The sequence below is a fragment of the Candidatus Villigracilis saccharophilus genome (assembly GCF_016711665.1).
Genome location: NZ_JADJSO010000081.1, coordinates 116,148 through 130,288, shown reverse-complemented (window position 1 = coordinate 130,288; position 14,141 = coordinate 116,148). Strand labels below are relative to the sequence as shown.

The window sequence follows — 14,141 nt, the reverse complement described above, 5'->3', positions numbered from 1 at the left end:
CGCATTTACGCGCAGGCGGCGCGGCATTGACATTCCCCGCGGGCCAAATCGAACCAGACCCTGATGTGTATGAAGGCGCAATCAACTCACTACAGGCATGGACAGACAGCGCGGGCGTCTTCATCCGCATGGCTCCTGAAACTGCCATCCTCCCCGTTCTTGTTCGCGGAGTAGTATGGGGAAAAACAGCGAGGCATTTTCTTCTGGGTATCAAAAGATCAAGGGAAGAAAAGGAGAAACTAGCCACTGCACTTCAATTGTTGGCGCATGTTGCATTTATGAAAAAAGATGTGCATGTCCGCGTACAGATCGGGCACCCGATTTATGCTAAAGACTTGGGAACAACAGACCCCAAAGTCATTCATCAAGCTGTCATAACTGAGATGAAACACCTGATCGAGAACCCGCCTCAAGGCGAAGGAAGAAGCGTGATGTAAAAAAGACAGTCCCTTTGCGAAGGTAACTGTCTTTTTAATCGGCTGGCGCGCCAGCTAATGTCGGCTCGTCGCCGTTATACGCCATCAATTGCGGCCACCTCCACGCCACAAAGCCCAATCCAAGAATACACCCTACGCCGCCGCTGATGATCGCGAAGGGAACACCGAACGCAACAGCCACCAATCCCGCCTCCACCTCACCAAGCTGTGGTCCGCCCATAAAAAAGATCTGATTGACACTGGTCATCCTTCCACGAATATGATCGGGGGTCTGCATCTGGCGGATCGTATTTCGAATGACTGTGCTGACCGCATCCGCCGCGCCGATCAGGAACAATGAGATCATCGCAAGGGCAAAGGTCGTACTGAAGCCAAATAGAATTGTCGCAAAGCCGAATACGAGAACCGACCCGAAAAATAACATTCCCTGTTTACGGATCTTTGGCAATTGTGAAACCACCAGCCCTGCGCTGACAGAACCCATCGCCTGAGCGGATGTTAACCAAACGAATCCAGTTTTGCCGACATCCAAAATATCGCGCGCCACAATTGGGAGCATGGTATTGGCAGACGCAAAGAATGTGGCGATGAAGTCCATGAGCATTGTTGAAGAGATCAGCGGACGTTTGAAAATGAATCGGACGCCCTCCCACATGGCGGAGAAATTAATTCCACCCGCCTTATTTATATTCTGCGGGACATCGCCCATCAAGAATAAAGCCAGCAGCACAGCCAGAAAAGAAATGGAATTGAGAATATAAGCATATTCCAAAGCGCCTTCTGGAACCACACCCAGCAGCAATGGACCGCCGATCGCTCCCACATTGAACGCAATGCTATTCAAACTGAACGCGGATGGCAGGACATCCCGCGGAACCAGATTCGGAATGAGCGATTGCCTCGCCGGCAGATCAAACGCCATGGTCGAGGCTTGAACCGCAGTCAGGATGTAAATATATTGAATGGTGATCAAGCCGCTATAGGTGAGATACGCAAGCACAAGCGCCTGCACCGCCAGGATGCTTTGCGTGATAAATAAAATATTGCGGCGGTTGAAATTATCAGCAACGGTTCCGCCAATGATCGAGAAAATGATCACGGGCAGGATGCGCGCGAGTCCGATACCGCCAAGTGCCATCGGATCTGGCACGCCGGTTAGGTCACGGATATGCCAATGAATGGCGGCAAACTGCAACTGCGACCCGGCAATCGAGATCAACAAGCCAAGCCACAAATAACGGTAACGATAATGTTGTAAAGCTGGGGGGATATGAAGTTTCAATTTATGTTACGTTCCCCAATCGCGGAGATATAAGAAGTCATAGCCAATGGTGCGGTTACTGATCTTCGCGATCGGCGGCTGCATGCGTTTGAACTGGTTGCGGCGAATACGCGCGGTCACTGAGTTGACAAATTTTTCGTCGAAGCCAATTTCCATCGCTTCCTGAGGACTATATCGCTGGTCAACAAGCAGATATAAAAGTTTATCCACTTCCTCATACGTAAATCCCAACTCGCCTTCATCGGTCTGGCCTTCCCATAAATCGGCTGAAGGAGGCTTGTCAATGATCGGCGCGGGAATATTCAACGCGCGCGAAAGCTGGCGGATTTGTGTTTTATATAAGTCGCCAATGGGATTCATCGCGCTAGCAGAGTCGCCATAATGCGTACTGTAACCAAGCAATATTTCGGTCTTGTTGCTAGTACCGATCACAAGTCCCTTGAAAACTTCACTTTGATCGAACAGGACGATCATGCGTTCACGCGCCATAATATTGCCCATGCGCATTTTTGAAATGTCGGGATGTAATTTGAAAAGCGGCTCGACCATGTCTGTGATCTCAATGGTTTTACTTTGAATACCAAGTTGATCGATCAGCAATTGAGCATGGTCAAGCGAATCTTTGCTGGATGCTTTGTACGGCATCCGCACAGCAAGTACATTTTCAGCGCCAAGCGCCTCGACAGCCAGTACACATGAAAGCGCGGAATCAAGTCCGCCTGAAAGACCGACCACTGCGTGAGATACGCCAATGCGGGTAACTTCGGATTTAATAAATCCTGTGAGAATTTCACGCGCCAGATCTGTATTGATGGAGAGAGTCAAATCAACCACGGGAAAGTATCCTATCCAATTCTTTCTGCACAAGGCTGGTACGTTCATCACGCAGCAAAGGCAATCGGGCACGCGTGCGACGGAGTTGATTTAAATCCATTTGAGCAAAAGTCAGGGCTTCTTCATTGTATGGACCGATGGCGATCTCTTCTCCATTCGGATCGAAGAGTGTCGCTCCACCCCAGAAGTGCAGGCCGTCTTCATATCCTACACGGTTGGCATGCGCCACAAAAGATGTGAACATACTGGCATAGGCTTTTGTGACCCGTTCCACCCAGCGCGCGGATTCGAGTTTTTCCTTGTCGTTCAAACCACGTCCGGGCGAAGCAGAGGAGAAGATCATAATGTCCGCGCCATCCAGCCAGAGCAGATAGGGCGGAGAGGCGTGCCAAAAATCCTCACAGATCAACATACCCACACGGCCAAAACGGGTGTCGAAGGCGCGGATCGAATCGCCCCACGCAAAAAAACGACCCTCGTCGAATAATCCATATGTTGGCAGATATATTTTGTGATGGACATGCATAACCTTTCCACCCGAGAGGTATGCGGAGGCGATGTAAAAGCGGTGACGACTGTCCTCGTCCACGAACCCAACCACGAGGTCAAGATCGTGGCTCTCCTTAAGCAAATGCTTGAAGACCGGGTCATCATCTGTCGGCTTATGCGCGACCGAAGCCACCAGATCCTGCAACACATATCCGGTTAAGGAAAGTTCGGGAAAAACAAGTAAATCCGATTTTTCAGACTTCGCCTGTTTGATGTATTCCAAATGCTTGGCGAGGTTCGCATCCACATCCCCTAGTTTAGTATTGATCTGGGCAAGCGCAAGGTTTAATTTCATTGGGCGAATCTTACCACCAAAAAGATTGACATCAAACTGGAATTCATCAACTTCTTTTGTCAATTACAATTACATAGATATCGACATGCCAAAGGAGAAATAATGAACGTTCAAGCCATCTCCATTGTGACCGTATTATTCATCTCAGGAGCAGTGGGGATCGTAATGACTGTGTATGCCCTCCGCCGCAGATCCATGCCGGGCATGCTTGCATTTGCGGTCATGACAGCCGGACTGGCCTGGTGGTCGGTCTGGTATAACGCAGAGATCATCCTGCCAGGCCTTTCGCTTAAAATATGGATGACACGCTTTGAGTATATCGGCATTGTTTGGGTTCCCTTTGGATGGGCATTATTTGCCCTGGCATACACCGGACGTGATAAATGGCTGACACGAAGATGGGTAATTTCGTTGGCCATTATTCCCATTCTCACGATCCTCTTTGCCTTTACGAACGACTTTCATCAGCTGTTTTATACATCCGCAGTATTAAATAATAACGGCCCGATATCCATTGTGGATGCATCCTATGGGGCGGCATGGTACCTCAACTTCGTCTATGCTTATTTAATGATGCTAACGGGGACAGTGGCGCTCCTGGTCGGCGTATTTACCTTCCCCCGCGCATATTGGTTTCAGCAGGCGCTATTGGTACTGTCCCCGCTCGTCCCTTGGATATCAAATGCGCTTTACATTTTACGGATCAGCCCGGTCCCGCAATTGGATCTGTCGCCTATCGCGTTCACGCTTAGTGCCACAATTCTCGCCGCAGATATATTCCGCTTTCGGCTGTTTGACATTACCCCGGTTGCGCGTTCCGCAGTGGTGGATCAGATGAATATTGCCATGCTGGTTGTTGATAAACAGAACCGGGTAGTGGATATTAACCCGGCCGCATGCAAACTGCTAAAGTGCCAATCGTCCGAAGTCCTGGCTCAACCTGTCCAGATCGTATTAGAAACCTGGACCACGTTTGTGGAAAGATTTTTACAGGTAAATGAAGCCAATGAGGAAATTACGATCCAGACCGAACATATGGTTTATCACTATCGTATTCAGATCAGCCCGATCATAAATCGCGGTCGCATCATTACAGGACGGATGATCATGCTTACCGATATCACCAAGGACAAGCTGGCAGAGAAAGCGCTTGCGATGTCGCAGGTACGTACCGAGTTTCTGGCAAAAGTCTCACACGAATTACGAACGCCGCTCAACGGGGTCATGGGAATCGTTGAAATGCTTCAATACGGAGTATATGGCGACATCAATGAAAAGCAGGGAGATGCCCTAAACAAGATCATTGAACGCGTCAAATATTTGAATCAATTGGTAAGTGACTTGCTTCAGCATACTAAATTTGACACCGGCAAGTTTAACCTTGAGATCAAGGCATTCAAGCCCGAAATTCTTTTGCAAAGTGTCAGGGAGGCATTTGAAACGACCGCAGAGCATAAAGGTTTGACCTTCAGAACCGAGTTATCAAGTGATGTTCCTCCAATCCTCTTGGGGGATATGTTACGCCTATTCCAGATCCTCTCAAACCTAATCGAAAATGCAATAAAATTCACCAAGTCCGGCGAGGTCAATGTCCGCTTTCTGGCACCGGATGCATATCACTGGGCGATGCAGGTATCGGATACCGGCATCGGGATTCCCCAAGAGCATCATCAGCATATATTCGATGCCTTCCAACAGGCAAATTTCAGCATTACGCGCAATTTCAGCGGAGTTGGTCTCGGGTTGGCAATCGTAAAACAGCTGGTTGATGCCATGCAGGGAACGATCCATGTACGCTCCAACCCCGCAAATGGCAGCGTGTTTTTGATCGTATTCCCTTTAAAAAATCCTGCAACCGAAGATGCTGAAGTAAATACTGACGGATAAAGGAATTCCCATGAAACCCTATGCGCTCATTATTGAAGACGATGCCACGCTTCTGGAAATTTTCAGTCAGGCAATACAGGCAGCGGGCTATCAAACATCTTCCATCATGCAGGGAGAGGATGGACTTGCTGCGCTCAAACACGAAACGCCAAATCTTATCGTCCTGGACCTGCATCTGCCAAACGTCTCGGGGATAACCATCCTGAATTACATTCGATCTGAAGATCGCCTTGCAAGCACGTGGGTCGTTATTACCAGTGCGGATACGCTTATGACTGATGATCTCAGAAAAAATGATGGCGTAGATTTTGTAATGGAAAAGCCTGTCAGTTTTATCCAATTGAGTAATCTCGCTGCCCGCCTGCACCCCAACAACCAGCCAAAGGGACGCGTCACCATGTAAAAATAAAAAAGCCCGACCTTTACAAGTCGGACTTCAGCGGGGAGGGGGGGGGATTCGAACCCCCGGTGGACCGGAGCCCACAATAGTTTTCGAGACTATCCCATTCAACCACTCTGGCACCTCCCCATTTTGTGAAACGGGCAAAATTATAACCGATGTTTATCTGCCGCCCGGTTTTTACAGATCCACGCTCTCATGCAATTCGGGGTAATGTACCTGGCTTAAATCTTTTTCGTTCAAAAGTCCCTTTAAAGTCATGGCTTGTTTTTCTTCGCCGTGCACTAAAAAGATCTGCTTGACCGTATCCTTCACGCCCAACGCATATTTCAAGAGCAAGTCCTGACCCGCATGGCCTGAGAGTCCGCCGATCGTCGCGATATCACAATTGCGCTGATACACATCGCCAAAGATGTTAACCTCTGGCTCACGGTCTGCCAGCCTGCGCCCCATTGTATTTGGCGCCTGCCATGAAACAATGCAGATCGTATTCTTTGGGTTCTCAATATTGTTGCGAATATGATGCACGATGCGCCCCGTCTCCGCCATGCCTGAAGCAGAAATAATTACCATCGGGTCGCTGCGGTCATTCAAGGCTTTTGATTCATCCACTGAATTGACATAGGTCAACATTTTAAAATCCAGCGCAGGATGACGCGCTTCCAGCACAAACTGACGGGTCTCATCGTCAAAACATTCCGGATGCGCTCTAAACACTTTAGTCGCATTCACCGCCAGCGGACTATCCACATACACCGGGACCGAGGGGATCTCGTGTTCGGTCATCATTTCATTCAGGTTATAAACCAACTCCTGAGTACGCCCCACCGAAAAGGCGGGCACGATCACCTTCCCGCCGCGCTCAATGGTCCGTTTTACCACATCACGAAATTCGATAAACGCATTCTCTGGATTGCTATGGGATTTATCGCCATAGGTGGATTCCATGATCATGTAATCCACCGCATCTGGCAGGATGGGGTCGCGCAACAACGGCATGCGATATCTGCCGATGTCGCCGGAAAACCATAGGCGGGTCTTCTTTCCCTGCTCTTCGATCTCGAGTGAAACGCCAGCCGATCCAAGAATATGCCCCGCATCATAAAGCCGCGCCACCACACCGGGGATCGGCTCAAAAATCTCGCCATAGTCCACGCCCTGGAACATCTCGATCACATCTGCGGCATCTGCCTTTGTATATAATGGCTCGATGGGACTCTCGCCGCGCTGCGCGCGTTTCTTATTAACAAACTCAGCATCCGACTCTTGGATATGGGCAGAATCCATGATCATCAAACCCGCCAGATCCACAGTCGCGCGTGTCGCAAAAATATTTCCTTCAAAGCCCTGTTTTACAAGGTTGGGCAAATTTCCGGCATGGTCAATGTGCGCGTGCGACAGAATCACCGCATCCAAATTGCGTGGATCATATTTAAAATTCAAATTGCGTTCATAAGTTTCAGAGCGCCTGCCCTGATACAGTCCACAATCCAACAGCAGCCGCAAACCATTCACTTCGATCAAATGTTGGCTGCCAGTCACTGTATGTGCCGCACCGTGAAAGCTAATTCGCATTCTTTACTCCAAGCAATTTCAATATCTGCGCGCCATATTTCTCCACCCGTGAAGGTGAATCCTTCATCAACTGCGCCAACTCCGCCGCGTTCATCGGCGGGTTTTCAGCAAGCGCTGATACATAAGGCTTGGGCAGAATGACATCTGACTCGACCCCCATTTCCAACCCCAGATTTTTTCTCCACAATTTCAATTTTTCAAGCCGACGAAGGACCGCATCATTCTTCGCCTCGATCTGTTTCCGTTCAACCAGCGGAGCTTCCATCCCCCGGCGGATCGCAGCCAAAACACCCTCCCCCCACAGATTGATCTGCTTCTCACTCAAGCCCATGCCGGAAAGATCAACCTTATTCACAGGGGGGTTCTTGGACATCAACACAAAAACATCATCCATGATCACTTTATAAGGTGGACGGTTTAACTTCTCAGCTTCCCTGTCACGCCACTTGCATAAATACGCCAGAATGGTTAACTCACGCAGGGAAAGATCTTTTCGTGCTGCAAAGCGCCCCCATGATTCACCATTCACTTTTTGTTTGGGTTCATCATGGGGCAAACAAGCTCGAACGAAATCTTCCTTTGCAAACGTAAGGCGGTCTTTTTTTCTTAACTCATCTTCAAGCACATCGCGCAGAGCAAAGAGATAATGTGTATCCAACCGCGCGTAATGGATCTGTTCTTTCGTCAACGGGCGCGCCGCCCAATTTGCCTTTTGATGGCGCTTATCGGTTTGGATCTTGAATTTATCGCCTAACAGCCGATCCAGCCCAACGGCAGGATAACCAAGGATCCGGGCGGCTTGCATTGTATCGAACAGATTCGCGAACGAGAAATTAAAATCCCGCCGCAGGCAGACCAGATCATATTCCGCGGCGTGAAATATCTTCTCGATCTTTGGGTCTGAAAAAATTGGAGCGAGAATGCTCAAATCTTTCAGTGCCAGCGGGTCAACAAGATAATCGGCATTGGTCGTCGAGAATTGAACCAAACAGACCTGCTCACGAAAGGCATGCAGGCTGTTGGATTCGGTATCCACAGCCACACGGCTTTGTGTGACAAGATCATCCCTCAATTGTTGCAATAATTGCTTGTTATTTACCCAAATGGGCGGCGGCAGGATTTCTGGCATATTAGTTGATTATAAACCTTATACTTTCGGCTAGGGGTCAAAAATCTCATTTGGTTTGGCGAACGACACCCAGCAAGCGGTCATATCCATATTGAAGAAAATAAGAAAGAATAAAAACAACCATAAGGCCTGGGAATAACTTAAAAAATATCTGATCACGAGATGATTCTATTGAAAAGACTCGCACCAACCAATGCCAGATGGGACGGTGAAGCAAATAAGCAAAAAAAGATAAATATGAAACTAGCGCAGCCGCCTCCATAATGAATGGGAACTTAATCTTTGCTGCCAAAGCAAAAAGCAGCACAGCCCACGAAATAATGAACAACGTCGTCCCCAATATATATAAAGGGGATGTGGGATTTAAATTAAGCGCATAGGAATAAATATAAGTTGAAAGTACTGCAATGATAAACTTGACCAATATCTGTTCACCGGAAAGATTTTTGGAAAGGAAAACCAAACGAGTAAATAGAATGCCAATCAGGAAAACAATAAAGTACTTATAAAGCCTTTCGTCGATCAATCCTGTCCAGAAATGAAGCGCATACGCACCGGCAAAGACCAATCCTGCGTCGATAATCAATTCTTTGGCAGAGCGCGTCTTCGCAAGCAAAACCGCAAAAATTAAGTAAAAAAGGAGGATCGCACTAACAAACCATATTGTAACAACTGGTTTTGTAAAATTCGGCGTAAATAGAAATTGTGTACCCAGCACATAGATGAACAGATCTTTTTTCCTAAAAGAAATCTCCATAACGAACATATAGAGAAATAACGCAAACAGATAAGGTGGAAATATACGCAGTAGGCGAGAAAAAAAGAACGAAATACCCGTTTGTTTATGTCTCTGAAAAGATCTCGCAAAAAAATAACCCGAGATGAAAAAGAATAATCCCAATAATACGGCTTCAAAATACGGTGCAAAATTCTGTAGCGAAAACCCAAAAAGACTCAGTCCATAGGCATCGCTATGATGGAACATCAGCATAATGGTAGCCATAGCACGCAGAAAATCGAATTCAAATATTTTGATCGGGGAAGAAATATTGCTTGTCAATTGAGTCCCAAATCCAACAACTATAAATTCTTTTCCATCACGATACCGTCTTCGCCGTCATTGTAATAAGCTTTCCAAATATCCCTTGTTTTATAGCCGTCTTTTTCATACATTGAGATGGCTATTTGATTGGATATCCGTACTGTCAAACGGGACTGGGATACGCCGAGTTTGCTTTCACATGCATGGAGCAGGGCAAGCCCTATGCCGCGCCGCCTAAAGCGTGGATCCACTGCAATGGTCGAGATCCAGCCCCACCCTTCGCGCGGATGCGGATCGCCAGCCACGAATCCTGCCATTTGGTCATCCTCGACTGCCTTGAGTCGAATCACTTCCCCGAAAGTTAAAACAGCGATAAGGTCAAGAAATGGCCACGCGTCTTTTCCAAAACTTTCCTGTTCGAGTTTGCGAAGCGCGTTAAGATCGAGGATGGATGCTTTGACGATTTCCATAGAGGGCAGATTGTATCAATAAAAAAAGTAGAAAGTGGAATTTTATCGCTCCACTTTCTACTTTTAATTATTTACCTGTTTATGTGTCTACTTCTTTGCATCTTTGCCGAGGAAATTATCCAGCATGCTGGTGAATTCCATCGGGAAGATGAATTTGGTGGATGGGCTTGTGCCAATGGCCTTGAGTGTTTCAAAATACTGCAAGGTCATGGTTTTCTGGTCAACAGATTTGGCGGCGTTGAAGATGGCCTCCAATGCGACGGCGAAACCCTCAGCGCGCAAGGCCTGTGATTGCTTGTCACCTTCGGCGCGCAGGATGTTGGATTCACGTTCGCCTTGAGCCTGGAGAATGGCAGCCTGCTTGGTACCTTCCGCGCGATTTTTCGCGGCTTCCTGGTCACCCATGGATTCGGTCACAAGCGCGCGGCGGACGCGTTCGGCGGTCATCTGGCGGTTCATGGCATCCTGCACTTCGCGCGGAGGAATGATCTCGCGGATCTCGACGTTGGTCACTTTGACGCCCCAGCGTTCGGTAACTTCATCCAAACGTGTGCGAAGCATATTGTTGATGTGTTCGCGTTCTGAAAGCACGTCATCCAACGGGATACCACCGATGACCGCGCGCAAGGTTGTCGCCGCAATACCAGCCGCGGACAGTTCAAAGTTTCCAACCTGTAAAACAGACATGGCCGGGTCCAAAATTTTGTAGTACCACAGGAAGTCAATGGAGATTGGCGCGTTATCCTTGGTGATCGATACCTGATGCGGCACCTCGCGGATCTGCTCACGCAAGTCAACTTTCACGGCACGGTCGATCACAGGGATCAACAAGACGATGCCCGGACCTTTTGGCTGCGGCATTACACGTCCCAATCGAAAAACGACCAGGCGTTGATATTCAGGGATGATACGAATTGCATTGGCAAGAAAAATAAAACCAATGACCAGGACCGCACCAACAATGCAAAAAAGAGTACCACCAGTTGCTAGAGCATTAGGCATATTATTTTCTCCTTCTAGAAAAAAAATTAGAGTTCCTTTTCAACAACGAGGGTAAATCCCTCGCGGCGAATCACACGAATCGAAGAACCTGCGGGAATGAGAACATCACTTTTTGCAGACCATATCTCCCCGGCCACATACGCGCTTCCTTCAGCATGGATATTTGACCTGGCCTCTCCAGTTAGTCCGATCAACAGCCCAAGATCATGCGTCAGAGGCACACTAGCCGCCTGAACGGTCTTCCGGACCGCGACCCACAGAAATGCAGTCATCAACCCTGAGGCAATCAGTGCGACAAGCGGATTCACAGCAGGTTTCCATCCGTCCACGGCGAACAGGAACACCGAGCCTGATACGAGCAACAAAATGGAAATCCCAAGATATGGTTCGCGTTTTGGTTTTTGAATAGAGTAGGTGAAAGGCACGATACTCACAACAAGCAAGACGATCGCCCACCAATTAAAGGACATGTTGTAAACTGCATATCCAGAAAGCGCCAAGCAGAAAAACGCGCCGACTTCGAACAGCCCTGTGCCCGGAGAAATGATCGCCATCAACCCAAGCAAAATACCGCCCATCAGGATCAGATATGCTATGTTCGGTTCCAATAGAAAATCCATTGTGCCTCCATTTGATTATACAACAGTTGAGTGAATTCGATTCTGTATACGAGAATCATCGGATTAAGGTTGTGAATCACAACCACTTACACGGCTGTATAATAGGACAGTTGAAATAAATCCTACTCCTACAGGAGCTTAAGTGAACTTCCAAAAAATTTGTGTTATCGGGCTCGGCTATATTGGCCTGCCCACCGCCTCTACCTTTGCCGCACACGGGATCAACGTTTTAGGTGTCGATATCAGTCCGCACATCGTTGAAACCATTAACAAGGGCGAGATCCATATCCACGAACCGGGTTTGCTCGAAGAAGTAAAAAAAGCCATTCAGTCCGGGAACTTCAAAGCAGCAGCCAAACCCGAAGAAGCAGATGCCTTCATTATCGCTGTGCCAACTCCCTTTCAGGAAAATAAATTCGGCGAATACAACGGTCTGACTTATAAGCTGGCTGATATGCGCGCGGTCACATCTGCCGCAGAATCGATTGTGCCATTTTTGAGGAAGGGGAATCTGGTTGTGCTGGAATCGACATCCCCTCCGCGCACGACTGTGGATCTGGTAGCTCCCATCCTCGCCCGCTCTGGACTTGAAGCTGGTCGCGACTTCCATTTGGCATATTCACCCGAACGGGTTTTGCCGGGGCAAATCTTGCGCGAGTTGATCGAGAATGCCCGCGTCATCGGAGGCGTAACGTCTGAATCCTCCCAAGCGGGCCGCGATCTATACGCCACATTCGTGAAGGGGCAGATCATCCAGACTGACGCGACCACCGCAGAGATGGTCAAATTGATGGAGAATACCTACCGTGATGTGAATATTGCCATCGCCAACGAATTCTCGCGCCTCGCAGATAAATTTGGGGTGGATGTGTGGGAAGCAATCTCTATTGCAAACCTGCACCCGCGCGTAAAGATCCTCAGCCCAGGTCCCGGCGTCGGCGGACATTGCATCAGCGTTGACCCTTGGTTCTTGGTGGAATCCGCGCCGGAGTTGACGCCGCTTATTTATAACGCGCGGCAGGTCAATGATGCGCAACCGAATTTTGTCGTAAAGCTTGTCCAACGCGCGCTTGGATCTCTTAATGAAAAGAAAATTGCTGTATTAGGGCTGGCCTACAAACCTGATGTGGATGACGTACGCGAAAGCCCTGCAACTGAAGTAATACATATCCTCCAGCATACAGGCGCACAAGTCAAGGCATGGGAACCATTCAAGCTTGATGCAAACATGAAGGGAGTTGACATGGCCTCCTCTCTTGAAGATGCCATAAAAGACGCAGATGCGGTCATATTATTAGTGAAACATACTGAATTCACAACACTCAACCCCAATGAGCTTGCTCAAAAAACAAAAGCTCGAATAGTAATTGACACCGTAAATGGCTGGAATGATGAAGTCTGGAAAAATGCCGGCTTCACGCTATTCCGTCTTGGCAACAATAAATCTAAAATCTAAAATCATAAATTGGAAATCACAATTTGAAAATCCTCTCTGTATTTGGCACACGGCCAGAAGCCGTAAAAATGGCGCCCATCGTCCGCATGTTGAAAAAAACAGCGAATATTGAATCACGTGTGTGTGTCACCGCACAGCATCGTCAAATGCTCGATCAGGTGCTCAATCTATTTGAGATCAAAACTGATTATGATCTTGATCTGATGCGTGAGAATCAATCTCTTGCGCAGTTAAGCGCAGCCATCTTTACCAATCTTGATCCTGTATTTTCAGACTTCAAACCGGATTGGGTTTTGGCGCAAGGTGACACGACCACAGTTGCGATATCATCCTTGCTGGCATATTACCATCGTATCAAATTCGGTCATGTGGAAGCCGGCCTTCGTACACACGATAAATGGCAGCCTTTTCCCGAAGAGATCAATCGCCGTGTAGCCGGGGTGACCGCTGACCTGCATTTCGCGCCGACAGACTGGTCAAAGCAAAACCTGTTGAATGAAGGAATTTCCAATAACATCATTGCTGTTACCGGCAATACAGTCATAGATGCACTGCAATATGTATCCATGCAAGCTGAGCCTGTGGAAATTACCGAATTAATTGAGAAATTGGTTCGCAGATCAGATCATCGCAATGACATGAAAAGACTGATTCTCGTTACAGCACACAGGCGCGAGAATTTTGGTGCGCCCATGGAGGATATTTGTCGCGCGCTGATCGAGACGGCACAGCGTGGAGATGTTGAGATCGTATACCCGGTCCATTTAAATCCAAATGTGCAGGAACCCGTCAATAGATTGCTCAGAAATGTGGAACATATTACATTACTCCCGCCTCTCGATTATTTGCCTCTGGTGCATTTGATGAAACACGCTTCTCTTATCCTGACCGACTCCGGGGGAATTCAAGAGGAAGCACCCGCTTTCGGCATCCCTACCCTGGTCTTGCGAGATGTCACTGAAAGACCGGAGGGAGTGGCCGCAGGGACACTCAAACTGGTTGGAACAGAACCCGACCGCATCGTCCGCGAAGCGAAGCGGCTTTTGGAAGATCCTCCTGCCTATGCAGAGATGGCAAAAGCAAACAATCCGTATGGCGATGGTCACGCGGCGGAAAAGATAATCCAAGCCTTGTTAAATTTGTAATGTGACACCCAAAAATCA

At 48.2% G+C, this 14,141-nt stretch carries 13 protein-coding genes, 1 tRNA gene and 1 pseudogene; 5 read left to right on the top strand and 10 right to left on the bottom strand.

The genetic code is table 11. The features are described 5' to 3' along the window. Positions 1 to 437, top strand: a pseudogene (locus IPL17_RS25720) (hypothetical protein); the annotation flags it as partial. Positions 438 to 471: 34 nt separating this feature from the next. On the opposite strand, the gene IPL17_RS25715 reads toward IPL17_RS25720, so the two are convergent. From IPL17_RS25715 to IPL17_RS25705, 3 genes are read right to left on the bottom strand one after another with little or no spacing between them, the layout of a single operon-like run. Then, positions 472 to 1,719, bottom strand: coding sequence for an MFS transporter (locus tag IPL17_RS25715; protein ID WP_345309947.1), 1,248 nt, complete (start codon positions 1,717 to 1,719; stop codon positions 472 to 474). Positions 1,720 to 1,725: 6 nt separating this feature from the next. Continuing rightward, positions 1,726 to 2,553, bottom strand: coding sequence for an NAD+ synthase (locus IPL17_RS25710; protein ID WP_345309946.1), 828 nt, complete (start codon positions 2,551 to 2,553; stop codon positions 1,726 to 1,728). Continuing rightward, positions 2,546 to 3,397: a nitrilase-related carbon-nitrogen hydrolase gene (locus IPL17_RS25705; protein WP_345309945.1), complete on the bottom strand. Its 852-nt coding sequence runs from the start codon at positions 3,395 to 3,397 to the stop codon at positions 2,546 to 2,548. Before IPL17_RS25705 ends, IPL17_RS25710 begins: the two co-directional genes overlap by 8 nt. 102 nt (positions 3,398 to 3,499) lie before the next feature. Here IPL17_RS25705 and IPL17_RS25700 point away from each other — a divergent pair, with 102 nt between their 5' ends. Continuing rightward, the gene (locus tag IPL17_RS25700; RefSeq protein ID WP_345309944.1) at positions 3,500 to 5,284 is read left to right on the top strand and encodes a histidine kinase N-terminal 7TM domain-containing protein; all 1,785 of its coding nucleotides are present in this window, start codon (positions 3,500 to 3,502) and stop codon (positions 5,282 to 5,284) included. A 10-nt stretch (positions 5,285 to 5,294) separates the two neighbouring features. Beyond that, positions 5,295 to 5,687, top strand: a complete 393-nt coding sequence (locus tag IPL17_RS25695; RefSeq protein WP_345309943.1) for a response regulator — start codon at positions 5,295 to 5,297, stop codon at positions 5,685 to 5,687. Between the two features lie 37 nt (positions 5,688 to 5,724). Here IPL17_RS25695 and IPL17_RS25690 read toward each other — a convergent pair. From IPL17_RS25690 to IPL17_RS25660, 7 genes are all read right to left on the bottom strand, one after another. Next, positions 5,725 to 5,813: transfer RNA gene (locus tag IPL17_RS25690), tRNA-Ser, on the bottom strand. Between the two features lie 51 nt (positions 5,814 to 5,864). Beyond that, positions 5,865 to 7,259, bottom strand: a complete 1,395-nt coding sequence (locus IPL17_RS25685) for an MBL fold metallo-hydrolase (protein ID WP_345309942.1) — start codon at positions 7,257 to 7,259, stop codon at positions 5,865 to 5,867. Beyond that, positions 7,249 to 8,388: a ribonuclease D gene (locus tag IPL17_RS25680; RefSeq protein ID WP_345309941.1), complete on the bottom strand. Its 1,140-nt coding sequence runs from the start codon at positions 8,386 to 8,388 to the stop codon at positions 7,249 to 7,251. The genes IPL17_RS25685 and IPL17_RS25680 overlap by 11 nt, the downstream gene beginning before the upstream one ends. Positions 8,389 to 8,434: 46 nt before the next feature. Next, positions 8,435 to 9,448, bottom strand: coding sequence for an acyltransferase (locus IPL17_RS25675; RefSeq protein ID WP_345309940.1), 1,014 nt, complete (start codon positions 9,446 to 9,448; stop codon positions 8,435 to 8,437). Positions 9,449 to 9,468: 20 nt separating this feature from the next. Beyond that, positions 9,469 to 9,900: a GNAT family N-acetyltransferase gene (locus IPL17_RS25670; protein ID WP_345309939.1), complete on the bottom strand. Its 432-nt coding sequence runs from the start codon at positions 9,898 to 9,900 to the stop codon at positions 9,469 to 9,471. Between the two features lie 87 nt (positions 9,901 to 9,987). Beyond that, positions 9,988 to 10,902, bottom strand: a complete 915-nt coding sequence (locus IPL17_RS25665; protein WP_345309938.1) for an SPFH domain-containing protein — start codon at positions 10,900 to 10,902, stop codon at positions 9,988 to 9,990. Between the two features lie 26 nt (positions 10,903 to 10,928). After that, a complete protein-coding gene (locus IPL17_RS25660) occupies positions 10,929 to 11,522 on the bottom strand; it encodes an NfeD family protein (protein WP_345309937.1) in 594 nt (197 codons plus the stop codon). Between the two features lie 142 nt (positions 11,523 to 11,664). On the opposite strand from IPL17_RS25660, the gene wecC reads away from it, so the two are divergent. Together wecC and wecB are read left to right on the top strand one after the other, a co-directional pair. Continuing rightward, positions 11,665 to 12,978 carry a UDP-N-acetyl-D-mannosamine dehydrogenase gene (gene wecC, locus IPL17_RS25655; RefSeq protein WP_345309936.1) on the top strand — a complete coding sequence of 438 codons (1,314 nt, stop codon included), beginning with the start codon at positions 11,665 to 11,667 and terminating at the stop codon, positions 12,976 to 12,978. Positions 12,979 to 13,001: 23 nt separating this feature from the next. Beyond that, entirely contained in the window at positions 13,002 to 14,123 is a 1,122-nt protein-coding gene (wecB, locus tag IPL17_RS25650) for a UDP-N-acetylglucosamine 2-epimerase (non-hydrolyzing) (protein ID WP_345309935.1), read from the top strand. Positions 14,124 to 14,141 lie beyond the last annotated feature (18 nt).

Excerpts from the sequence above, each read along its gene's own strand:
- IPL17_RS25705 (WP_345309945.1), bottom strand. The coding sequence starts at position 3,397 with ATGAAATTAAACCTTGCGCTTGCCCAGATCAATACTAAACTAGGGGAT.
- IPL17_RS25700 (WP_345309944.1), top strand. The coding sequence starts at position 3,500 with ATGAACGTTCAAGCCATCTCCATTGTGACCGTATTATTCATCTCAGGA.
- IPL17_RS25695 (WP_345309943.1), top strand. The coding sequence starts at position 5,295 with ATGAAACCCTATGCGCTCATTATTGAAGACGATGCCACGCTTCTGGAA.
- IPL17_RS25685 (WP_345309942.1), bottom strand. The coding sequence starts at position 7,259 with ATGCGAATTAGCTTTCACGGTGCGGCACATACAGTGACTGGCAGCCAA.
- IPL17_RS25680 (WP_345309941.1), bottom strand. The coding sequence starts at position 8,388 with ATGCCAGAAATCCTGCCGCCGCCCATTTGGGTAAATAACAAGCAATTA.
- IPL17_RS25670 (WP_345309939.1), bottom strand. The coding sequence starts at position 9,900 with ATGGAAATCGTCAAAGCATCCATCCTCGATCTTAACGCGCTTCGCAAA.
- IPL17_RS25665 (WP_345309938.1), bottom strand. The coding sequence starts at position 10,902 with ATGCCTAATGCTCTAGCAACTGGTGGTACTCTTTTTTGCATTGTTGGT.
- IPL17_RS25660 (WP_345309937.1), bottom strand. The coding sequence starts at position 11,522 with ATGGATTTTCTATTGGAACCGAACATAGCATATCTGATCCTGATGGGC.